Genomic DNA, 22,643 nt, shown 5'->3' with positions numbered 1-22,643 from the left:
GAGCGCGCTGTGAACACCACGAATACGGCGACATCCGAGTCCGCCGACAACCGTACCGACGAGCTGGAACAGCTACTGATCACCGAGGCAGGCGTACCGGGCAGACAGTCCACCTGGTTCGGGTCGGCAACATCGCCGCTTCTCGGTGCCGTGCACGTTCCCGAGGGATCGGTTGCCCGCGGTGCCGTCGTACTGGCACCGCCGCTCGGCAAGGAGCAGGTCGACTCGTACCGCGGTCTGGTCCTCCTGGCTCAGCGCCTCTGCGCTCGAGGCCTGCTCGTACTGCGCTTCGACTATCCGGGTACGGGCGACTCGTCCGGTGCACAGGACGACGACGGCATCGTCGAGCAGTGGCAACGCAGCGTCGTCACGGCGGTCGATTTCGTTCGGCAGTGCGGTGTTCGCGATGTTGCGGTCGTGGGTCTGCGAGCCGGCTCGCTGCTCGCCGCATCCGTGGCGGATCGGTGCGGCCCTCTGACGGGAATGGTGTTCTGGGATCCGGTCGTCAGTGGCCGCTCGTATCTTCGGGAACAGCGCGCTCTGTATTCGATGACCGTCGCGCGAGACGACGAGTCGGACCCGCGAGTGTCCATCGTCGGCGCAGTCCTGCATGCCGGAGTGGCGGCAGAATTCTCGACCCTGGATTCGTCGAAGCTGGAACGGCTCGACTGCCCGGTACTGGTTGCCACGCGCAGCGAACGTGCCGACGCCACGCCTGTTCGCAGACTCGTGTCCGCGCAGCAGGCGGACGAGCACACACTCCGCAATCACGACGCGTTCCTCGAACCACCTGCCTGGGACGTGGTCATTCCGCGTCCGGACATCGACGTGATCGCGCGCTGGGTACAGGCCACGTTCGCGTCGACGACCACGCCGGTCACCGTTCCGATTCGACGTTCCGCCGTGGTCTCGACTCCCCGGGGCGACGTCGTCGAAACCATCGAGCGGCTCGGTGACGACGAGCTGTTCTCCATCCGCACCACCGCGGTGGCCACCACGGCCGGCGGTCCTGCCGTGGTCATGTACGGCACCGCGTACGAGCACCGGGTGGGACCGGTACGGCTGTGGGTCGAGTTGGCCCGCACCCTCGCGACGGCGGGCATCACCTCGGTCCGTTTCGACCGTCGCGGTACCGGAGAGAGTGGAGACGTCGGTGCCGACGACGCACCCACGCTCTACAGCGAACTCGGCGACGACGACGCACTGTGCGCCGTTCGATCCGTGGGAACAGCGCCCGACAAGATCGTCTCGGCAGGTCTGTGCTCGGGTGCGTGGTACGCCGGTTACGCCGCCCACCGCGAGGGCCTGAACACCGCAATCCTGATCAATATGCGCGAATGGACAACGCGGCGTGTCGATTTCACCAAGAGATCCACGATCGCCCAGAAGCAGGGATTGACCGCGATCGCACTCGACCGCGCACACACGGCCGCCGTTCGCTTCAAGAACTGGTCGCAACCCCGGATGCCGTACCGACTGTGGCTCGCGCTCGGCCGTCGTGGCTGGATCCAGGTTCCCGAAATCTCGTTGGGAGAACTGCAGCGCAAAGGAGTCGACGCGTCCGTGCTGCTCGTCCCGGACGACAAGCAGTGGTTCCTCGACAACCGCGGCCCCGAGAGCCTGCATCGGTTGCGCCGCCGGGCCGAGCCCGAGCACCCACCCGTGGTGAAGGCGTTCACGGACGGAGATCACACCCTCTTCGGACGCGATGTTCGCGACACGGTCAGGGCCGAGATGCTGCAGACGATCGGTGCTGCGCTCGGAGTCCACATCGAACCGCAGGACCCACCTGTGAAGGTGAACTGGACGCCGTTGTGAAACATCGCGCTCGCCGGGTACCCCCGCCCGATCACGGCCGACTCGACAAGATCACCTACTACCCCGTCGAGCAGGTCCGATGGGACATGGGCTTCAACAGCCGCACCGTGCCTTTTCACGCGGTGCCGCCCGAGTTCGCGGTCGCGGCGTCGCAACCCCCCGGACAGCTGTCTGCGGCCGATTCGATCCCCGACGGGGACCCGATGTTCACCGCGGCCGAGGCGTCGGGCACGGCGGTTGCAGGCTCCAAGCCCGCCGGCCGCAATCTCGCACTGAACTCGTTCGCGATGATGTTCTCCACCATTGCCACCGGCGCGCTCGGTCTGGCCTTCTGGGCCGTGGCGGGCCGGCTGTTCCCCGTCGAAGAAGTCGGCAGTGCATCGGCGGTGATCGCGTCGGCGGTGATGATCGCGACGCTGTCCAACCTGAGCCTCGGCTCGATGTACGAGCGGTTCCTGCCGACCGCGGGTGTGAAGGCCAAGTCCTATGTGCTTCGCGGCTACGCCGCCGTGCTGTCGCTGGCACTGGTCCTGGGATGCGCGTTCTTGGTCGTGGCCCCGGTGGACGAGTTGTTCACCACCACGACCGAGATCGCGACGTTCCCGATTTTCGTCGGCGTACTGGCCGTGTTCGCGCTGCAGGATCAGACGTCGTCCGGGCTGGGCTTCGCGCGGTGGGCGGCGGCCAAGAATGTCTTCCACGCGGTCGTGAAGTTGGCGGTCCTGGCCGTCACGTACGAAACCGGCCGTAGTTTCACCATCATCGCGGCGTGGGCGGTACCAGCGGCCATCGCGGCGATAGTGCTGTTTCGCGCGTTCGGGAAGAAGCTCGGCACCGATCCGCGTTACCAGCTCACACCGAACCTGCCGCCCCGTAAAGAGCTGTGGTCGTACTTCGGGTCGGCGTACGGCATCACTGCCCTGGGAACCTTGGCACCCCTGATGATCCCGATCATCGTGGTGAGCACGCTCGGTGCCGAACAGAATGCCTACTTCTCGCTCACCTGGTCCATCGTGAGCGCCATCTACGTGTTGATCGGGGTACTGGTCGGCCCGTTCGTGGCGGAGGCGGCTGCACATCCCGAACAGTTCTCCAAGCTCGCCAAACGCTTCATCGGCCTGCTGTGCATCGTCGCCGTGGGCGGATCGTTCTTTCTGGCGGTCGTCGCACCGTTCGGACTCGGTATCGTCGGCCCCGACTACCGCGAGAACGGGACCATCATCGTCCATCTCGCTGCCGTCACCATCCCGCTGTCCGTCGTCGGGGCCCTGTACGACGGTCTGGCCAGGGTCCGACGTCGTATGCGGCTTGCAGTGCTCGTCCAGATCGCGGCCACCATCATCATCGTCACCGGGTCGCTGACGTTGTCACCGAGCTTGGGCATCGCGGGCATCGGCTGGTCTTATCTGGCGGCCGAAGCCTTCGGTGCCGTGGTTCTGTTGGTGCCCCTGATCAGGTGGATCGGGGACCTGTCCGGCGGCGCTGGTGCCGAGCATGCCGCGCCGGCTCTCGATCCGCGCGACGAATCCACGTCGCAGGCGACGGGTCGTGAGCACAGCGTACGAGCGTAACCGACATCACTCTCGTTAGCTGGCACCGCAAACATTCTTCGAGTACGTTTATACGCAGCTTGACAATCTCATGGCTTCTTTTAAGCTTCTAGTCAGGAAAAGACAGTGGGTTCGACGGGTAGATCAATCCCGCCGAAACCTACGTGCGAACTCGGCGGGGGTCGTGTCGCATCGGTCAGATACAGCTGCAGTAGCTCGATCAGCTAGTGCCCACCGAACTCGAACATCTGGAATGGATATGTTGAATCGTCAGAATCCCCGCGTCAGTGTCGTCATCCCGACTCTCAACGAGGCCGCGAACCTTCGCCATGTCCTCCCCTTGCTGTCCCACGACTTCGAGCTCGTACTGGTCGACGGCGGATCCACCGACGGAACCATCGAAGCCGCACGCGAGATTCGCAGCGACATCCGCGTCATTCAACAGACCCGCAAGGGTAAGGGCAACGCGCTCGCCTGCGGCTTCGAAGCTGCCACCGGCGACATCATCGTCATGTTCGACGCGGACGGCTCTGCCGACGCGGCCGAGATCCCCCGGTTCGTCGATGCCCTGATCGCCGGTGCCGACTTCGCCAAGGGCAGCCGGTTCTGCGAGGGCGGCGGCAGCCACGACATCACGCCGCTGCGCCGCGCCGGCAACGGTGGTCTGCACCTAGTGGCCAACACGCTCTTCGGCACCCGTTTCTCGGATCTGTGCTACGGCTACAACGCCTTCTGGCGAGACCTGGTGCCGGTCCTGGATCTGCCCGTGGTCGATCAGCCGGGCAGCGAGGGAATGATGCTGTGGGGTGACGGATTCGAGATCGAGACCATCATCAACTGCCGCTTCGCCGAGGCGTCCGTACGAATCGAAGAAGTGCCGAGTGTCGAGCTGGCGCGCATCTACGGCCAGAGCAACCTACGCACCTTCTCCGACGGCTTCCGGGTGCTGCGCACCTTGATGACCGAGCGCATGCGCGCCCGCAGAATCTCCCGCAAGCACATCGCTCGCCCGTCGCGTGAGTCGATCGATGCCCGCACCGACATGGACCTCGAGTTCGAGGTCATGGAGTCGTTCGGCGAGGTCATCGAGCTCCGCGAGAGAACGGCGTGAGTCTGCCGACTTCCTCGGTTGTCATCTGCGCGTACACGCTGGCTCGATGGTCCGAACTGTGCACTGCCGTGCGTGCCGTTCTCGATCAGAGCGTCGCTGCCGACGAGCTGATTCTCGTCGTCGACCACAATCAGCAGCTGGCCGAGCGCGCTCGAGCGGAATTCCTGCCGCTGAGCGACACCGTGAACGTGGTCGAGAACAGCCACCCACGAGGACTGTCGGGGGCACGGAACACCTCCCTCGACCTCGCCACGGGTGACATCGTCGTCTTCTTGGACGACGACGCGTCCCCACGTACGACCGAATGGCTCGACGCCATTCTGTCCCATTACTCGGATGATGCCGTGTACGCCGTTGGGGGCTCTGCATACCCGGTATGGCCGGACAAGCGTCCGGCCTTCTTACCGGCCGAGGTAGTGGGTGAACCCGGCGAACTCGATTGGGTCGTCGGGTGCACCTACCGCGGGCAGCCGACGGAAACCGCTCAGGTCCGTAATCTCATGGGCGCGAACATGTCTTTTCGCCGCGCGCCCGTCGTCGAACTCGGCGGCTTCGTCTCCGGAATCGGCCGGATCGGACGCGTTCCGCTCGGGTGCGAGGAGACGGAACTGTGTATTCGCCTGCGCCAGACGCATCCCGACGCGCAGATCGTGTTCGATCCCTCGATCGTCGTCGATCACACCGTCAGTGCCGATCGGACGCGACCCCGCTACCTCATCACCCGCAGCTACGCCGAGGGTGTGTCCAAGGCAGCGATCGCCCGCCTGATCGGTGCGGGTGACGCACTCTCGTCCGAGCGTGCGTACACCGCCAAGGTTCTGCCGCGTGCCGTCGGCCGTGAGACGAGCGCAGCTGCTCGCGGCAACCCGGCGCGGGCGTGGGGCGCGATGGCTGTGGTGGCCAGCGTCGGGGCCGCGGGAGTCGGTTATGTCCGAGGCAAATTCAGTGTGAGCCGCTAGCGGCACGTGCACGGAACTTCGTAGCCCACTACGAACTTCCACTCACGACCCTCGGTGCCACCGACGCCCGTTCCACGGAATTCAAGGCCCGGACGTGTCCCCTGGGCTTCCCGGTGCCTCGGTTGACGAGTGTGATGGTGCGCGGTTCGTTCGGCGCGAGATGGAACCACGAATCGGACGCGTCGAAGCCGTCGACATCGACGCAGACGTACTGCGCTGCCCACTCCGAGGACACTGTGAGCTCCCACGTCCCGGCTCCGGTATCGACGACACTCGCGCTCAGGCCCACGGTGTTCTGCCGACTCTGCGCGCCGACGAGCGCGGTGTTCCGCGCTATCTCGACTCCGTCGTCGCCCGCGAACACCACTGTGATCGCCGAGTACGTCCGACTCCCGAAACGGTAGGCGTGATTGGCATCGGTGAACGACCCCACGATGGAGTCCACCGTCAGTTCGGTCGAGCCGTTCGAGTCGACCGATACCGCCCGCTCGAACTGTTGCACGCCGCGCGCGGTGTGCAGTGCCACGCGCAGTGTGCCCGATCGGGCCGGGCCGTCGTTGACGAGCTCCACCGAATAGCCGTCGAGACCGTTGTCGCACAACAGCACTGCGGTCGGTGAGCCGGACCTCGCGAGCGCGTAGAACGGTGCCTTCGGTGCACCGGTGGCGTCGGTGATGCCCCACCCGGCACCGGGCACGGTGTCTCGTAACGTCAACACGAGCGCGCCCGCACATCCGGAAGACGCCCGACGCCACCGACCGAACGCTTCCTCGAAAGCTTCGACGATCACCGCCCTGCCGTAGTCCAGGTAGAGCTCGGCGTCGTCCCGCCGAATCAGGTGCGGGTCGACACCGAAGACAGTGCGTACGTAGTGATCGCGGACGTCCTCGAAATCCCACGACGAACCGCGATCGCGGGGGACCGCGGATTTCCACTCGGGGTGGTGCCCTGCCACCGCAGCAGATCCGAAGAACCTGTCGACCTGCGCACGTTCGGGAGGAACGGAGAAGGCCAGGCATTCCGCAGCGAATCTCACACCCGCGGTACGAATATCGGACAGTGGCCGCAGGTAGCCGCCCACCCCGAAGTAATGGGCGATACCGTCGCCCACGTGGGTGTGCAATTCGCCGGTCGAACTGGACGGAGACGACGTCACGTATGCGACGTCCGGCAGACGATCGGCGAGGAAATCAGGAACGATGGTGTCCAGCATGTCCATTCGCTGATCCTCGGCCGCGAGACCCAGCATCGTCGGTTGCTGCTGCGTTTCGCTTCCGCCGCTGACGACCATCAGTGCCGGATTGGCGCAGACGATGTCCGCGAACGCGTGCAGCTCCCGGGCGACCGCCGCCGTGTACACCTCGTCGGTGGGCGGGTCGACGGTTCCCAGCATGACGTCCTGCCACACCATGATGCCGAGTTCCGCGCACAGAGACCAGAATTCGGCCTGCTCGTACGCCAGCGTGCCGACCACGCGCACCATGTTCATGCCCGCCGACTGCAGCTGCACCAACGCTGCACGCAGGTCCTGCTCCGACGACCACAGTCGCACCGGATCGAGTGGAGTCCACGTACCACCGCGACAGAAGATCGGGCTACCGTTGACCACCAACTGCGCGCCGCCTCCGGAGCGATCGAGTACGACGGTGCGAAAGCCGATGTCGCCCAACGGGTATTCCACCCCGTTCACGTCCAACGCCACGCGGTAGGTCCTGGGCTGTCCGTGCGTGTGCGGCCACCACAGCTCGACGTCCGGCAGCGTCAGAGTCGTATCGATACGGTCGACCGTTCCGAGCTCGAACACGCTGTCCCCGATCAGGATTCGCGTCGACGACGGGGAATCCAGCTCGGCGCGGACCGTGACGATACCGTCGGTGCCGCGGACCGTCGTCGACAGACCGACGCCACGAGGGCTCGACATCGGCACCATCGACACCGGCCGCCACGGACCCACCGGAACAGGCACGGGCCCGTACACCGGTGCCCGGCCCAGCATCGTCGTACGCTCGTGCCGCAGACCCTGCGCAGCGATCATCGAGGATCGCCACCGACCACGTGGCCGTCGGGTCTTCAGATGTGCGGCAAGAGATTCGACGTGGACTGCAATGGTGACGGTCGGTCCGCGACCGGTCAGATCGAGAGTCTCGGGCACGAACATGGACGTGACGGTTCGCCGATGAACACCGTCCACCCAGATCTGGGCCCGAGTCGCGATTCCGCCGAAGGTCAGCCGCATCTCGGGGTGATCGCCGGTCGTGACTGTGGTCGCGTACCACCAATCGTGTTCGTCCGGAGCACAATCGGTGTCACCGAGCGCGCTCGCCACCGTGCCGGGCACGACGGCGTCGAGCCACTCGAGGTCGGCAGGCAGGTCAGCAGGGTCGAGGATGGATCCGGCGTCGGTTCGGGCCAGCCGCCACGGTACGCCGTCGAGCAGATCGATCACGCGCTCAATGCACCCACGACGATATCCATCGCTGTCGCCCAGTTCTTGCTCATGTCGTTCAGCGGTTCGTCGAGCACCACGGCGCGGCCACGCGCTGCTCGCGCCATCCGGAACTGAACGGCCTTCGCGCCGGACGCTGCGTCGAGGAAATGCTGCGCCGCGTCGCCGGCTCCACGTATCCCGCGGCTGTCGAGGTACTGCACGTAGTTGGCGGCAAGCTCCGCGGTGGCACCGAATTGCCGGAGCAATCCGAACGACCACAGATGAAAGGCGTCGGGCCCGGACGTCTGGACGAGCGGGATGTCGGCCACGATGCGCCGAGCGAGGGCATCGACGGGATTGCCCGGTGCCCTTCTGGACAGATGTGCCCGGGCGACGTCGAGGTCGCGGTCACCGACCCCCGCGTCGAGCACTCCCGCGTCGACTCGAACCTGTTCGACGTACGGCAGCAACACCTCGGCGTGAGGCTCGGGCGCGAGATTGAACACCCCGTCGAAGTCCGCCCCGGTCAGCTCGAAGTAACCCCGGTTGTGGAAGTAGCCCATCACCTTGTCGTCTCGGTTGACGAGATTCGGCACGATGGTGGTCTTGGTGTGCTGATTCCGGTAGCTGGTGCCTGCGGTGTCGGGAAGCCAGAAACCGTCGACCTCCACCGTGACGTGAGTGCCGTCGAGCAGCCCTTCGACGACGTGCTCGAGAACGGGTCGCCATACGTTCATCTCGGCCACGCCGATGCCGTAGAGCGCGCGCAGATCCTCGGGCAGAATTTTCACGAAGTCCCACTGCCGTCCGTCACATCCGGCGCTGAGCACGAACGCGAGCGCCGGGGTGGGATCGGCACCGAGCGAGTGCAGTACCTCGATCCATAGATCGACGTAGCAGTTGGTCTCGGTCCAGATGCGGTCGTGGTTGTGGATGGGATGAGGCCGGTAGCTGATGGGGTCGATTTCGAGAACCCGGAGGCCGGTACCGAGCCTCTCCAGCACTGCATCGTTCGACATGACGCGCCTCTCCTACCGGAACAATGTCGGACGGTCCCCGAGCCGCATTTGTCCATATTGCCTGCATCCAGGCCACTCATCGTAGCGAATCGGTTTGTTCTACGCTTCCGATCCGGCGGTAGGATTGTTTTCGACGCAATCACTACTTACTGATCCACCGTTTGAGCGTCTGTACAACAGGAACCCGAAAACGCGGGCAATCACACAACGAACAGTTGGTTCCGCGGCGGTAATGCTGATGCGCAGCTTGTTCGTGTCGACACTTGCATATCCGCTCTGAGCTGGGCACATGCCGAGTGTAGACAACACCTGCAACATCCATGCCCATCTCGGGCGGACACGAGGAGGCACGAGCGCAATGCGCCGTTTCGTTCGCAGCGCAGCGCTGGTCGTGGGGTGGTGCCTCCTCGCCGTAGTTCTCGGAATGTTTGCCGTCCGACAGTTCGGCGTGACCGAGATCACCTTCGTTGCTTTGGTGGTCGGAACTCCGTACCTCGGAGTCGCCACCGTCGCGGCGCTCCTGCTCTTCGCCGCCGCCCGCTCACGTATCGGATCGGCAGTCGCAGCCGTCGTCACCGTCGCCGTCGTGGGCGTCCAGGTGCCGATGTTCCTGGCCGACGGGCCGGACAACTCCGGACCGGACCTGTCCGTGTTGACGGTCAACGTGGCGCACGGGGACGCCGATGCCGGGGCAATCGTCGACGCGGTCCGTGATCACGACGTCGACGTGCTCGCCGTCCAGGAACTCACGCCCGAGGAAGTGATCGACCTGCAGGGCGCCGGTCTGGACGACCTGCTGCCGTTCTCCTTCACCGCCGCACTGCCCGTGGCCGACGGCACCGGATTGTGGAGCCGAACACCGTTGACGGACGGCACCCGGCTGAACGACTTCGGCTTCGTACCGGTGCAGGCGAACACCGTCGTCGACGGCACGACGCTGACCCTCGTCTCGTTCCATTCGATGTCTCCCGCGACGCCGCGCCACACCACCCAGTGGGACGCAGACCTGGCCAGGATGCGGACCATCATGGATTCCTACGACAACACTGCCATCGTCGCCGGCGACTTCAATGCCACCAACGATCACCGGCAATTCCGCAGGTTGGCATCGGCTCCGTTCTCCGACGCGGCCGACGCTGCGGGGGCAGGACTGTTCCGCACCTTCCCGTCGGAACGTCCGTTGGCGCGGTTGGACCATGTCGTGACCAGTGACAGCGTCCGCGCGCGGTCGGTGCAGCCGTTACCGATCCCGGAGAGCGATCATCTGGCGGTGCTCGCAACGGTGCAGTTGCCGTGACCGTCCCCGGCTAGAAGCGCGGAAGCTGAATGACCGGAGGCGGCGGCAGCTGAATCTGTGGGAGCTGGATCTGCGGCAGACCGGGGATCAGCGGTGCCGGGGCAGGCGCAGGAGCCGGTGCCGCGGGCGGCACGTACTCGGGCTCGGAATACGTCTGAGCCGGAGCCTGAACGGGCTCGGACGTGGGCGGCGGCGTTGTGGTCGGCGGTGGCGTCGTCGGCGTCGGGGTGACCCGGGTCGTCGTGGGACCTGCGGTGATCGGCACCGGTGAATCTGCCGGTGCACTGGTCGGGGCCGGCGACCCACCCCCGTATCCGAGAGACAGGCCGAGGGCGGCGACCGCGACGAGACCACCCGCGACCAGCACGGCACCGCGCACCTTGCGCTTCGAATCCGCGGGCTTGTCGGAGTGGGGTTCCGGGGTCAACCAATCGGGTGCACCGGTCAGCGATGCCGGGTCGGCTGCGGGCTGTCGCCCGCCCGACTGCGGAGTCGACTGCGCATTCGGTTGGGGAACCGGCTGGTGCGGAGCCTCGACGACCGGTGTGGCGAGCAGTGCCGCTCCACGGGCCGCAACCGATTCGGGGTCTGCCGGAGTGACGACGGGTAACCCGACCCAGGCATCGAGTATCGCTCCGACCAGCGGTATTCGGGCGCCGCCGCCGATCAGGAACAGCGCGTCGACATGCTTGGGAGAACGCCCGATGACGTCACGAACCAGGCGAGCGGAGTACTCGATCGGGACGGTCACCAGTGACTCGAATGCCTCGCGGGAGATCAGGATGACACCGCCGTCGCCCGGAAGACATACTGCGCCGCTCGTCGACAATTGTTCCTTGGCGACCCGGCACCGCGCGGTGAACGCGCTCAGTTCTTGGTTGTCGGCAATGTCGACGCCCTGCTTGGCCAACTGGTTGTCGGCGATCAGGCGATCGAAGTCGTCGCCGCTGATGTCGATGGTGCGTTCTGCCAGCAGAACTTGGCCTGTACCGCGGTCGATCACGCTGATCGTCAGACCCGAACTGCCCAGGTCGTACAACGCGATGGTGCCGAAATGACCCAGCTCGCCCGACGCTTCGAGGTACTGCAGCGCAGCCCGAGCTTCGGGAACGAGTCGATAGTTGTACAGCCGCTGACCGGCCATGGCCTGCTGGATCTCACCGAACTGCTGCTGGTCGCGATACGCCACGCCGGTTGCCTGCACTGGGCCGCCGTTGCCCGGTTGCGAGAGCACCACGCCGATGGACTCGGCGGCCAGTTCCTCGGCCCGGTCCCAGTAGGCGTCGACGGTGTCGTGGTGGAAGTCGAGGCGTCCCGAATCCTGAGGGCGCAGGTCGGGTCGAGCCATGCGCACCGCGCTGGCCCCCACCGACACACCGAGAACTTCGGTCATTACCTGCCTCTTGTCGATTTCCCCGTCAACACACGCCGAGACTTCATGTCACGAACCAGTCTCGATCCCCCCAATTGATCACTGTAGCGCGTCGGTGCGGCTGCGCCGCAGTGGTGCGTTCAGGTGCCCCCTGGGGCACCCAGCCACACCACTACAGTTGCGGCATGCGAGTTCTGTTCGTCTGCACCGGCAACATCTGCCGATCTCCGACTGCCGAGCGCCTTGCGGCCGCCTTCGCCCGTGAGGGCGGATTCGAGCTGACCGCCAGCAGCGCCGGGACACAGGGACTGACCGGGCACGCGATGGACCCGACGGCAGCGTTGGTGTTGTCGCAACTCGGCGGCGATCCCGAGGGCTTCGTGGCTCGACGCCTCACTCCGGCGATCACCGCCGACGCCGAACTCGTTCTGACGATGACCGCGTCGCATCGCGACGCCGTCCTCGCGCTGTCGCCGCGGCACATGCGTCGCACCTTCACCTTGCTCGAGGCGTCGAGCCTGGCCGCGGCGTCGGGCGCACGATCGGTTGCCGCCCTCGCCGACGCGCGGGCCGTCCACAGCGTCGAGACGCTGGACATCGGCGACCCGTACCGCCGCGACCCGTCCGTGTACGAGGAAGCCGGCGAGCTGATCGCAGCATCGTTGCCGAATGTTCTCCGACTGGCGCAGCCGTAACCTTCGACCCACCACGAATTCGCACGCTGCGGTAACGTTCTCGCATCATTGCCGACCACCCGGGTGCGGCCACGGCGTTAGGGTCTGTTCATGCGCGACAAGGTCATCGCGTTGGCAGCAGTGGCGAGTGCCGGAGTAGCCGTCACCGTGGGTCTGGTCATCGGTGCCCTCGGTGGCGCGTTCGACGATTCGAGCCAGGACGTCAGGCCGCCTGCGCTGAGGTCGGACTCCCTCAGTTCGGTCCAGGCGTCTCCGACGTCCGCGATCGTCGTGGTTCCGCCGTCGCCCACCTGGCAGGTCGCGGTGCCCACCACCGCCAAGCCCCCGACAACGACGCCGGAGCGGCCTCAGACGACGACGCGGACGCCCCGATCAACCACCAAGCGGTCGGACCGAACTACCACGACCACCACCGACGAGGACTCGACCGACGAGCCCACGACCGACGAGCCCACGACCACCGAGTCGGGCCGGTAGATCTCACGGACGGCCCGCTGTCAGATCGGGTGCGCTGTCTCCGATTCTCAACGCGGCCACCAGTTCTCGATACAGCTCGTCCGACGCCATGAGCTCCGCATGCGTTCCACGTGCGCGTACCACCCCATCGTCCATCACCAGGATGGTGTCGGCGTCGAGCACGGTGGACAACCGATGCGCGATGGTGACGACGGCAGCATCCTCGGCGATGGAACGGATCACCTCGTGGATCGCCGCCTCGGTGCGTCCGTCGACCTGAGCCGTCGCCTCGTCGAGCAGCAGGATCTGTGGGCGTCGAACGATGGCTCGCGCCAACGCGATTCGTTGCCGCTGCCCACCGGACACCGTTGAGCCGATCAGGTCGGTGTCCAATCCCTCGTCCAGAGCGCGGATGGTCGAATCCAGGTGCACCGACTCGAGCGCCGCCCAGATGTCACCCTCACTGGCGTCCGGGTGACTGAACAACAGGTTCTCCCGCACAGAACCGGGGATCACCGGCGTCTCCTGCTCCACGTAGGACAGTCGAGAGCGCACCTCGTCGATCGTGAGCTCGCTGTACGGCGTTCCGCCGAGCCGTATCTCGCCGCTCTCGGGCGTCAGGAACCGCAGGATCAGAGAGAACACGCTGGTCTTGCCTGCACCGGAGGGACCGACGATCGCTGTGTGGCCACGCGCGGGGACGTCCAGGTCGATTCCTCGCACGGCCGGCTCTCGTCCCGGACCGTAACGTGCAGTCACACTTCGGAATTCGAGTGCCGGAGCAGCGTCGACAACGGAACGGGTCGGCGCGGGGGTACCTTCCTCTCCCACTTCGACGACGAGGTCGTCGATCTGACGTATCCGCGCCGCCGCAGCCATACCCGCCTGCAGCGCGGTGATGTTGGTGGCGAGGGTGGAGACCGGGCTCATGACCTGAAATGCGTAGAGCAGAAACGCGATCAGGCTGGATACCGCCAGATCCCCGGTGCTGACGCGGTAGCCCCCGAGGCCGAGAATGCCGATGATGGCCAATTGCACGCCGCCGCCCGCGAAGGTCCACGCCAGTGCCGAGATCTTGACGGCGTGCACGCTGTGCCGAGCAGAGGTCCGCGCCTCCGCGATGACGCGTTCGGATTCGCGAGTCTCGGCTCTGCTGGACTTCACTGTTCGGATGGCCCGCAGGGTGCCGTCGAGAATGCCGCCGAGTCGTCCGATCGCTTCCTGTGATTGCCTCTGCGCGATGGCGATCGGAGGCATCAGCCGGGCGAACAACACTGCGATCGCCACGATGGCCACCGCGATCGCGCCCAGCAACACCAGATCCAGAACCGCCATCAGAATCAACGCGCCCACCAGACCCACGACGCTGTTGACTATGGCCACCAGCGCATTCGACGTCGCCTCACGCAGCAGCACGGTGTCCGAGGTGACGCGGGTGACCAACTCACCGGTGGGCCGAGTGTTCAGGCTGCCGACCGTGGCACCGAAGTACTTCCGCACGATCGACTTGCGTGCGTCGAGCACGATCCGCTCGGCCAACACCCCGAGCACGATCCATTGCAGATACAGAACGGCCGAGCCGACGACCAACAGGGCCACCAGAACGACGACGGGAACGATCAGCGACGCGTCAGTTCCGAGTCCGTCGAGCACACCCTTGGCGACCATCGGCGTCGCCAACGCCGTTCCGGTACCGATCAGGCCGAGCATCATGCCCAGAATCAGGGTGAGCCGATGAGGCCGCACGAACTGCCACAACACCCGTAGGTTGGGTACCGTTATTTTCTTCTTCTCGGCTGTCGCGATCTGCACATCGACCATGTAGTCAGTGTGCAGCAACGATCAGCTGGTACCGATCGCGTCCCAGATCATGTGGACCGTGGTGCCGTTCTGATCCGACGTCACCGCCGCAGTATCGGCCAGCGCCCGCATCAGTGGGACGCCTCGACCTCGGTTGGGATCGGAATTGCGGGTCGCCCAATCGCCGCGGTCGGTCACCTTCACATCGATCCGGCCCTGCGCACCGCACAACACTCGAATGTCGAGGGTTCCTCGGTCGGTGTGATCGCGATACGCATGTTCGACACTGTTCGCGATCGCCTCGTACGTCGCCAACACGACGTCGTACGCACGATCCGGGTCGACGCCCAACTCGTTCAACCAGTCACCGAGCTCACGCCGAAGCTCCGACGCTCGATCCGCATCGGCAGGCTCGTCGGTGAACAGCAGTTCTTCCATTCGCGCACCTGCCGTCGAGATCGAACTGTCGGTACGTGAGTCGTCACCTCCGAAGAGAGTCGCCATCATGAATCCCGTCTACCCAAAACTTCAGGATCTACCCGCATGAATCGCAACGAGCGCCTCGTCGACCGTCGCATAGATGCCGAACACCTCGTCGAGCCCGACCAAAGTCAACGGACGCCCCGTCGCCGGACCGTCCGCCACCACGGCAAACCCGGCAGTACCGCCCAGTTGCTGATGCGTCGACGCCAACAGCGACATGCCTGCCGATGCGAGGAAACCCACATCACTGAGATCGATGACCACAGCCGACGGCGACTTCTCGAGCACCAGAGCCACGGACTCGGACAGATCAGGAGCCGTCACCAAATCCAACTCACCCGACACCGACAGAACGACATCCTGATCACGCCATTCAACAATCACATCGAAATGCTGGGGTCCGAGCCCCGATTCGTCCGCAGTCACACGAAGACTTTACCTCGCTCCCCCGCCCCGCCACCGCCGCCGAAGTCCACTCAACGTGACATTGACCCCCGAAAAGTCCACTCGACGTGACATCGACCCCCCGCAGGTCCACTCAACGTGACATTGACCCCCGAAAAGTCCACCGAACGTGACATTGAGTCCCCTCGGGGTGGCCTTCGGGTTGTTTTGCCGCCGTCGGCTCACTCAGCCGAGGGGTATCGATCGCATTAGGCTCGTCCAAGTGATCGAGGGACTGCATTCCATGGACGGTCGCGGTCTGCGTCGTCGCTTGCTCGGGGAGTACGTCGCGGTCGTTGTGGGCGGCGCGGTCGGTGCGGCGCTTCGGTACGAGGTGTGGACGTGGCGGGCGACGCCGCGGTGGCAGTTGTTGTCCACGTTCGGTGTGAATGTGTTCGGCTGTCTGCTCGTCGGTGCTGCGTTGGGGTATCTGTCCGGTCGTCGGGCTCCGGTGACTCGGGCCGGGCTGTTCGGTCTTGCGTGCGGTCTGACGACGTTCGGTCTGTATGCGTTTCAGGCGGTCACCCATCGCGGGGCGTGGAATTCGGTGATCTATCTGGTGGCGACTCCGGTGTTCGCGTTGATCGCGATGGCAGTCGGGGCTGCGATCACGAGACCGGCACGAACGAGCCCGACGCTGTGACGACGTTGATTCTGGTGGCGGCCGGCGGCGGACTCGCGGCTCTGGGCCAGTTCGTGTTCTCGTTCGCCCTGCGGTCGAGGCGACGGGCGACGGCATTGAATCTGGTGGCGTGTGCCGCGCTGGGGTTGGTGTTCGCACTCGATGCGCCGAACGCTGTTCGTTCCGTGGTGGCGGTCGGGTTTCTGGCGTCGGTGGCTCCGTTGGCGGGGACGACGCTGGCGACGATCGGACTTGCGCGAGATCGTCGGTATCGCTCGGCAGCACTGTTCTTCGGCGCGAACGTGGTGGGTGGAATTGCCGCGGTGATGTTCGGGTTCCTGACGTGGAAGTCCGGTGTGACGCTCTATCACAAGATTCTGTGACTGGATCCGGTCAGTCGCTTCCCGAATCCTGGCAGGAGCCCTGCACTCCGGCCTTGACGAACCCTGCGATTTGGTACAGGTACGTGAACTCCCATTCGACGAGTGAGAAGTTGTACGCGCGAGGCGTCGGACGCATCGTGACGGTTCCGTCGAAGCACTGATCGAAGATGTAGCGAGCCCGCGGGAGGTGGTATCGCCACGTCACGACGATGACGTGGTTCCAGCCGCGTTCGCGGGCAAGGGTTTCGGTGAACATGGCTTCGCCACGGGTGGTCGAGGGCGACGGCGGAATGCACAACACCTCGAACTGCGACGTGGACGCTGCGCAGGCTTTCTTCATCGTCGGATCGCTGGATCCGTAGGGATCGGACAGCACCACTGTTGTGGCCAGGCCTTGTTGGGCGAGCGAGATGCCGTAGGCCTCGCGTCCGTCGTGTTCGCCGCCGAGCACCACGATTGCGTCGGCGGCAACGAGCGGATCCACCCGAGCTTTGGTGAACGCGAGGTAGCCGCCGACACCTACCGACGACACCAGGACAACCGGGATCTCCAGGGCGAGAAACAGCAACCAGCGTCCGCGGAACACCTCACCAGGTTAGGGAAGGCGCTCCGCGAGCGCGCGGTCAGCGACTCATATCACTCGCTGGGCTGCGGCACGGTGACATTGCAGTCCGTGACCTCGGGGTTGATTCCGAAGTAGTTGAGCGGACCTGCAACGACGGTGAGGGCGATGGTGCCTGCACCTGCACAGTTCTCGGGCGCGTTCTCGAAGTCTCCGCGCTGGTACGACGCGAATGCGCCGATGATCAGCCAAACCAGAACGATCAACGTTACGAACCTCATTGGTGCCCCCTTAGGCGGTCAGCCGCCGTTCGGCTGTCGAAGGGCAGGTATGTCCGATTGTGGCAGGCTTCAAACCACGTCACGTGCGCTTCGACAGAGTCTCCGACAGATAATCGTTGAGGGCGCGTTCCTGTACCCGGTCCAGGGCGCGGGCCAGTTCTGCCTGTGCCGATTTCATGGCAAGGCTGCGCATCTTCTCGAACATCTCGGTGGTCTCGGCTACCTCTCCGGACTTGGGCAGCCAACCTGGACCGTGTTTCGCGGCCAGATGGTCGGTCACGCTCCCGACCATCGACTCGGCGATTTCGTTCATTTTCGACGCGGTCCGCTCGTGCTGGTCGAGCAGTCGTTCCAGGGTGAACCCGTACTGGCTCAGGTCGACGAACACCTCGAGCAGGGTGGGGTCGAGGATCTCGGCCTGATCCCCGTCGATCCTGATCAGTTTCGCCTCGATGAGGCGCGCGACGATCGCATCGTTGTCCTCACCGAGAAATTGAGCGATCAATTCGACGGGTATGACCGTGGTCTCGGCCGACGACCACTTTCGAGTCACGATTTCCTGCAGGCCCAGGATTTCTTCCAGGTCCTTGCCTTGCTCCCAACCGGACAGGAAGTCTGCGATGTGAGCCGAGGTGAAACCTCGCTGGAGCAGCGAATCGATGACCTTCAGACGAGTCAGATGGTCCTCACCGTAGATGCCGACGCGGCCTCTCAGAGTAGGCGGCGGGAGCAGACCACGTTCCTGGTACGCCCGCACGTTCCGAGTTGTCGTCTTGGCCTCCCTGGCCAAGTCGTCGATTCGATATTCCACCGAGCTCCCTACCTCCACCGCGCGTCGACCCACAGGATATACGTCGAACGCGCGGTGGAAGGGAAGTCGGCTGCACACATCATCGCGACGAAAGCGCACATCGGCGCAGAGATTTCTCCTGCTCGGCAAGGCCCGGCGCTTTGTCTGCCTTCGGATCAGGGCAGCCGGATCTTTCGGGAGAACCCCCATCCGCTACCCCTTTCGGCCCTCAGGAGTGCGCGACGGCCCTGACCGGCTCGTTCGGGAGTTCGAGGACGCGCGGGACGGCCGTGTAGTCCTCCCGCTCGACGCGTCGAAGTTGGTTCACGTACTGCGTCGCGAAGCCGGGGAACATCGTTGCGTTGAAGCCGTCCTCGGTGAGATACCAACTGCTGCAACCGGAGTTCCACGTCGTCTTGTCGAGTTTGCGCTGCAGTTCGGCGTTGTAGGCGTCCTGTACGTCCTGCCGGACCTCGAGACTCTGTAGATCTCCGTCGATGATCGACGACACGGCGTCGACGATGTACTCGATCTGCGCCTCCATGTAGACCAGGGCCGAGCTGTGCCCTGGGCCGGAGTTCGGGCCGAAGGTGAAGAACATGTTCGGGTATCCCGATACCGCAATGCTCTTGTACGCCTTGGCTCCTGCGCTCCATTCGTCGGCGAGCACACGGTTGTCGCGTCCGGTGATCGGGATGGGAGTTCCGGTGTTGGACACGTCGAATCCGGTGGCGAAGACGATGGCATCGAATTGATGCTCGACGCCTTCCACGGTCCGAATTCCTTTGGGCGCGAGGGTCGCGATCGGCCAGGTCACCAGTGTGCAGTTCGGTTTCTGCAGTGCCGGGTAGTAGTCGCTGGTCATCAGCAATCGCTTGCAGCCGGCCCGGAATCGGGGTGTCAGCTGTCGCCGCAGCCACGGATCGCGAACCTGCTGACGCAGATGCGCGCGCCCGACCAGTTCGACGATGCGCGTCAACGGGGTCTTCCACACGACACCGAGGGCAACGGACTCGTGCCCCCAGAACCACAGCGACCGCGCCAGGGCCTGCGTCTGCGGGTACCGGGCGTATCGATGCTTGGTGCCTGCCTGCACCTTTCGATTGATCCTGGGCAGCGTCCAACCCGGGGTGCGTTGGAACACCTTGACCGTATCGGCGATCTTCACCAGTTCGGGCACGATCTGTACCGCGCTCGCCCCGGTTCCCACGACCGCGACCTTCTTACCCTCGAAGTCGTAGTCGTGATCCCACCGTGCACTGTGGATCTTGTGTCCCTCGTAGGTATCGATGCCTCGAATGTTCGGCAGGCTGGCATTGGCGAGCGGCCCCGACGCCATCACCACCGTGCGCGCCCGAACATCGGGGTGCCCGTCGATGCTCACGTGCCAATGCCCGGCCGCCTCGTTCCAGATGATGTCGACTACGTTGTGTCCGAATCGAATACGCGATCCGATGTCGAACTCACGCACCATTGTGTGGATGTAATCGAGAATCTCACCACTACCGGAATAGGTGTGCGACCAGTTGGGATTGGGCGCGAAACTGTACGAATACAGCCTCGACGGTATGTCGCAGGCTGCGCCCGGGTAAGTGTTGTCGCGCCAGGTTCCACCGACGGCGCTGCCGCGTTCGAGGATCGCGACATTCTCGATTCCACTGTTGCGCAGTCGGATAGCGGTACCGATTCCGGCGAATCCCGCACCGACGATCACGGCGTCGAGTACACCTTCGCGCACATCGAACTCGCTCATGCGACGGGCTCGTAGGTCAGTTCCTTGGCCCAGGTGGGCTCGGAATTGAGAGTCTTGGTCGGGTACCGGCGAGTGAGCTTCACCAGTCCGTCCGCAACGCGGTGGTATGGATGCTTGCGGTTGATGACGATGCTGCTGTGCCACTGCACAAATCGATACATCGGCACGCGGAGCGCCTCGGGGCTACGCTCCCCCACACTGCGGAATCGCTTCATCGCGGTGTAGAGCCGCTCCTCGTCGACACCCATCTCGACGATGTTGTCGCGCATCTTGTTCAGCAGTGGGATGTAGCGCAGCAATCCGACGATGAGGGCCGGGTTCATCCAAGCACCGATGGTCTCGACCACCAGCTTGCGCATCCGGGAATGCCCGAGCAATTCGATGACCGCGAAATCGACCGCCAGATGCCGAGATTCGTCGGAGTTGATCTTCTTGAACACGGCTTGACACACCGGATCGTCGATCTCGTCCATGATGAACTTCACCAGCGCGCCGTCCAGCGCCACCTCGAGCATCGGTATGACGGTGCCCAGCACGGTCAGAGACAGCCCGTCGGAATGCTTGTCGAGCCAGTCGATGACGAGCTTGACGTTGACGTTCGGCTCGGGCATCCGGTCACCGTCGAGCATGCCCCACCGACGCATGAGAGCGAGCTCGGCGTTGGCGTGCTTCTGCTCTTCCGCGTGGAAGTAGCGATAGATCTCTGCGAGAGTCTCGTTCGGTGCCTTGAGCGCCATTGCCGCGAAGCCGCGAGCGCCCACGTTCTCGATCCACATCAGATCGGACATGAAGGGCTTCAGTTTGGCGTGTAGTTCGGGGCTGATGGTCTCGGCTCCCGGGCCGTCCCAGTCGATGTCCGCCAATGCCCACTGACGGTCCTTGATCTTGGTCAACATGTCATCGAAATCCATTGCCATGTCAGGCTCCTGTGGTTGTCGAGGTGAGGGATTCGTTCTTCGCCGGCTGCTGCTCGGCGGGCAGCACACGATTGAGCAAGCCGAGAAAACGCACGTACACGGCGGGCAGCAATCTCTTGAACCGCCACACGGATTTGGCGTCGAACTGGGGCACGACGTAGAGCCGGCCCCGGTCGAATGCATCGAGCGTTCGGGCAGCGATCTTGTCGGGAGACCGTCCGGTCCAGCGCATCGCGAACTCGGCCAGCCGGGACGAACTCGCGGTGATCCGGCCGTCGACGGCAACGTTGGTCTTGACGAACGTGGGACACAGAACCGACACCCGCACACCGGTACCCGAGAATTCCGCCGCCATCGTTTCCGACAGGCTCATCACTGCGGCCTTGCCGACGTTGTACGGACCCATCAGCGGCGCAGCGGCAAAGCCGGCGGCGGACGCGACGTTGATGATCCCGCCCTCACCCGCAGCCCGAAGCCCAGGCGTGAACACCTCGCAGCCGTGGATCACGCCCCAGAGGTTGATTCCCAAGGCCCAGTTCCAGTCCTCGAAACCGATGTTGCCGACGGGCTTTCCGCCGATTCCGACGCCTGCGTTGTTGATGAGCACCGTGGTGGGTCCGTCGAACTCGATGCCGGCACGCAGGGCCAGTTCCTCGACGTTCTCGCGGATCGACACATCGCACTCGACGGCGTATCCGGTGCCGCCGAGGGCGTTCACCATCGCGACGGTCTCCTGCGCTCTCGGCAACGAGATGTCGGCGCACATGACGGCTCCTCCACGTCGAGCCAGTTCCAGTGCGAACGCCCGGCCGATGCCGCTGCCTGCGCCGGTCACTACCGCTCTCGACCCGTACGAGGGTCTTCCGGTCTTGCTTCTCATCGACTTACCTGTCCCTTCGAATCATGTTGTAGGGCTTGATTTTCGAGCGCATCAGCAATGAAAGCGGCTGCATGCTCTAGTGCTCGGTCGGCCTCGGGGATCAACCTCGGGAGAGCTTGGAACACGTGCATCTGATCGGGCCAGATCTCGAGTTCGGCCTCTCCGCCGGCCGCGTCGATCATGGAGTGCAGGTGTCGCGCATCGCCCCTGAGCATCTCGGCTCCGCCCACCTGGATCAGCGTCGGTGGCAGCTCTCGCACACGTCCGAGATCGAGCCGGAGACGCGGGAGATCCGCATCGTGGCCGTCGGTGTACAGCGCCACGAGTCCTCGCGCTGCCTTCGCCGAGATCATCGGGTCCTTGCGCGTGCGTTCCATGCGCGCCGATAGCTCGAAGTCGAGATCGATCAACGGCGAGAACAACACCAATGCTCCCGGCTGCGGCGTCCCGGTTCGGTCGTTCTCGATGATCAGGTCGGCGGCCAGGTGTCCGCCGGCGGAGTCCCCGGCGATGACGATGTTCGATGCGTCGTACCCCTGGTCCAGCAGCCAGCGGTACGCGGCTTCGAGGTCGTCGGCTGCGGCGGGAAACGGGTGTTCCGGGGCGAGCCGGTAGTCGATCGTGAACACCGGCAGGCTCGTCGCCCTGGACAAGCGTGCGGTGAGACCACGGTGCGTCCGCGCCGAGCAGATGACGTATGCACTGCCGTGGATGTAGAGGATCACGCGTGGCCCCGGCGACAGGCCGGGTGCTCGCACCCACTCACCGCGAACCGGGCCGTCGGCCACGAGGTCCACTGCCGTTCCTTTCGGGACCGGACCGCACAGGTTCATCGAGGTGGCGACGAGGCGTCGAGAGAACTCGATGCCGCCGCGGGAGGTCGGCAGCAGGTTCGTCATCGGACGCAGAATCAGCCGAGTCATCAAGGCAGCCAGACGGGTTCGCCGAGACCCGGCCCTGAAAGCGCCGCGAGGCAGGTAGTCGTCGTCGGTGGTCGGAGTCACGTCATCACCCTCACCCGCT

General features: G+C 64.7%; 22 protein-coding genes. 9 read left to right on the top strand and 13 right to left on the bottom strand.

Annotated features, from left to right (window positions below; genetic code table 11):
* Positions 1–9: 9 nt before the first annotated feature.
* From VF34_RS07095 to VF34_RS07080, 4 genes are all read left to right on the top strand, one after another.
* Complete coding sequence (locus tag VF34_RS07095) at positions 10–1,818, top strand: alpha/beta hydrolase family protein (RefSeq protein ID WP_052063120.1); 1,809 nt, start codon at positions 10–12, stop codon at positions 1,816–1,818.
* Entirely contained in the window at positions 1,815–3,389 is a 1,575-nt protein-coding gene (locus VF34_RS07090) for a lipopolysaccharide biosynthesis protein (protein WP_052057068.1), read from the top strand. The genes VF34_RS07095 and VF34_RS07090 overlap by 4 nt, the downstream gene beginning before the upstream one ends.
* A gap of 238 nt (positions 3,390–3,627) precedes the next feature.
* Positions 3,628–4,479 carry a glycosyltransferase family 2 protein gene (locus VF34_RS07085; RefSeq protein ID WP_032375156.1) on the top strand — a complete coding sequence of 284 codons (852 nt, stop codon included), beginning with the start codon at positions 3,628–3,630 and terminating at the stop codon, positions 4,477–4,479.
* Positions 4,476–5,438: a glycosyltransferase family 2 protein gene (locus tag VF34_RS07080; protein WP_027495624.1), complete on the top strand. Its 963-nt coding sequence runs from the start codon at positions 4,476–4,478 to the stop codon at positions 5,436–5,438. Before VF34_RS07085 ends, VF34_RS07080 begins: the two co-directional genes overlap by 4 nt.
* 28 nt (positions 5,439–5,466) lie before the next feature.
* Here VF34_RS07080 and VF34_RS07075 read toward each other — a convergent pair whose 3' ends face one another.
* Both VF34_RS07075 and VF34_RS07070 read right to left on the bottom strand, forming a co-directional pair.
* On the bottom strand, positions 5,467–7,884 hold the full coding sequence (locus tag VF34_RS07075; RefSeq protein ID WP_052063119.1) for a glycosyl hydrolase 2 galactose-binding domain-containing protein: 2,418 nt from the start codon (positions 7,882–7,884) through the stop codon (positions 5,467–5,469).
* Positions 7,881–8,885: a DUF1839 family protein gene (locus tag VF34_RS07070; RefSeq protein WP_045841153.1), complete on the bottom strand. Its 1,005-nt coding sequence runs from the start codon at positions 8,883–8,885 to the stop codon at positions 7,881–7,883. The genes VF34_RS07075 and VF34_RS07070 overlap by 4 nt, the downstream gene beginning before the upstream one ends.
* Before the next feature lie 358 nt (positions 8,886–9,243).
* Between VF34_RS07070 and VF34_RS07065 the strand changes: the two genes are divergently transcribed.
* Complete coding sequence (locus tag VF34_RS07065; protein WP_032374997.1) at positions 9,244–10,182, top strand: endonuclease/exonuclease/phosphatase family protein; 939 nt, start codon at positions 9,244–9,246, stop codon at positions 10,180–10,182.
* A gap of 10 nt (positions 10,183–10,192) precedes the next feature.
* Here the strand turns inward: VF34_RS07065 and VF34_RS07060 are convergent, their stop codons facing one another.
* Complete coding sequence (locus VF34_RS07060) at positions 10,193–11,575, bottom strand: DUF7159 family protein (protein WP_045841152.1); 1,383 nt, start codon at positions 11,573–11,575, stop codon at positions 10,193–10,195.
* 164 nt (positions 11,576–11,739) lie between these two features.
* On the opposite strand from VF34_RS07060, the gene VF34_RS07055 reads away from it, so the two are divergent.
* Positions 11,740–12,249, top strand: coding sequence for an arsenate reductase/protein-tyrosine-phosphatase family protein (locus VF34_RS07055; protein ID WP_032374996.1), 510 nt, complete (start codon positions 11,740–11,742; stop codon positions 12,247–12,249).
* Between the two features lie 90 nt (positions 12,250–12,339).
* A complete protein-coding gene (locus VF34_RS07050) occupies positions 12,340–12,726 on the top strand; it encodes a hypothetical protein (RefSeq protein ID WP_032374995.1) in 387 nt (128 codons plus the stop codon).
* 3 nt (positions 12,727–12,729) lie between these two features.
* Here VF34_RS07050 and VF34_RS07045 read toward each other — a convergent pair whose 3' ends face one another.
* Genes VF34_RS07045 through VF34_RS07035 form a run of 3 tightly spaced genes read right to left on the bottom strand, consistent with a single transcriptional unit; the run spans position 12,730 to position 15,369 of the window.
* Positions 12,730–14,526 carry an ABC transporter ATP-binding protein gene (locus VF34_RS07045; RefSeq protein WP_045841151.1) on the bottom strand — a complete coding sequence of 599 codons (1,797 nt, stop codon included), beginning with the start codon at positions 14,524–14,526 and terminating at the stop codon, positions 12,730–12,732.
* 21 nt (positions 14,527–14,547) lie between these two features.
* Complete coding sequence (locus VF34_RS07040) at positions 14,548–15,012, bottom strand: ATP-binding protein (protein WP_027495616.1); 465 nt, start codon at positions 15,010–15,012, stop codon at positions 14,548–14,550.
* 21 nt (positions 15,013–15,033) lie between these two features.
* A complete protein-coding gene (locus tag VF34_RS07035; protein WP_027495615.1) occupies positions 15,034–15,369 on the bottom strand; it encodes an STAS domain-containing protein in 336 nt (111 codons plus the stop codon).
* A gap of 286 nt (positions 15,370–15,655) precedes the next feature.
* On the opposite strand from VF34_RS07035, the gene VF34_RS07030 reads away from it, so the two are divergent.
* Both VF34_RS07030 and VF34_RS07025 read left to right on the top strand, forming a co-directional pair.
* A complete protein-coding gene (locus VF34_RS07030; RefSeq protein WP_027495614.1) occupies positions 15,656–16,075 on the top strand; it encodes a FluC/FEX family fluoride channel in 420 nt (139 codons plus the stop codon).
* Complete coding sequence (locus VF34_RS07025; RefSeq protein WP_032374994.1) at positions 16,072–16,437, top strand: CrcB family protein; 366 nt, start codon at positions 16,072–16,074, stop codon at positions 16,435–16,437. The genes VF34_RS07030 and VF34_RS07025 overlap by 4 nt, the downstream gene beginning before the upstream one ends.
* 10 nt (positions 16,438–16,447) lie before the next feature.
* On the opposite strand, the gene VF34_RS07020 is transcribed toward VF34_RS07025, so the two are convergent.
* From VF34_RS07020 to VF34_RS06990, 7 genes are all read right to left on the bottom strand, one after another.
* Positions 16,448–17,023, bottom strand: a complete 576-nt coding sequence (locus VF34_RS07020) for a YdcF family protein (RefSeq protein ID WP_052718644.1) — start codon at positions 17,021–17,023, stop codon at positions 16,448–16,450.
* A 50-nt stretch (positions 17,024–17,073) separates the two neighbouring features.
* Entirely contained in the window at positions 17,074–17,280 is a 207-nt protein-coding gene (locus VF34_RS07015) for a hypothetical protein (RefSeq protein ID WP_027495611.1), read from the bottom strand.
* A gap of 79 nt (positions 17,281–17,359) precedes the next feature.
* Positions 17,360–18,091 (bottom strand): MerR family transcriptional regulator, encoded by a 732-nt coding sequence (locus tag VF34_RS07010; RefSeq protein ID WP_032374992.1) that lies wholly within the window; start codon positions 18,089–18,091, stop codon positions 17,360–17,362.
* 208 nt (positions 18,092–18,299) lie between these two features.
* Positions 18,300–19,823, bottom strand: a complete 1,524-nt coding sequence (locus VF34_RS07005) for a flavin-containing monooxygenase (protein WP_032374991.1) — start codon at positions 19,821–19,823, stop codon at positions 18,300–18,302.
* Positions 19,820–20,740 (bottom strand): hypothetical protein, encoded by a 921-nt coding sequence (locus VF34_RS07000; protein ID WP_032374990.1) that lies wholly within the window; start codon positions 20,738–20,740, stop codon positions 19,820–19,822. Before VF34_RS07000 ends, VF34_RS07005 begins: the two co-directional genes overlap by 4 nt.
* Position 20,741: 1 nt before the next feature.
* Positions 20,742–21,620, bottom strand: coding sequence for an SDR family NAD(P)-dependent oxidoreductase (locus VF34_RS06995; RefSeq protein ID WP_032374989.1), 879 nt, complete (start codon positions 21,618–21,620; stop codon positions 20,742–20,744).
* Positions 21,617–22,624 (bottom strand): alpha/beta hydrolase, encoded by a 1,008-nt coding sequence (locus VF34_RS06990; RefSeq protein WP_269431367.1) that lies wholly within the window; start codon positions 22,622–22,624, stop codon positions 21,617–21,619. The genes VF34_RS06995 and VF34_RS06990 overlap by 4 nt, the downstream gene beginning before the upstream one ends.
* Positions 22,625–22,643: the final 19 nt, after the last annotated feature.

Source organism: Rhodococcus sp. PML026 (assembly GCF_000963615.1).
In the GTDB taxonomy this organism is placed as follows: Bacteria; Actinomycetota; Actinomycetes; order Mycobacteriales; family Mycobacteriaceae; genus Rhodococcoides; species Rhodococcoides fascians.
This window is presented reverse-complemented; position numbering and strand designations above follow the sequence as displayed.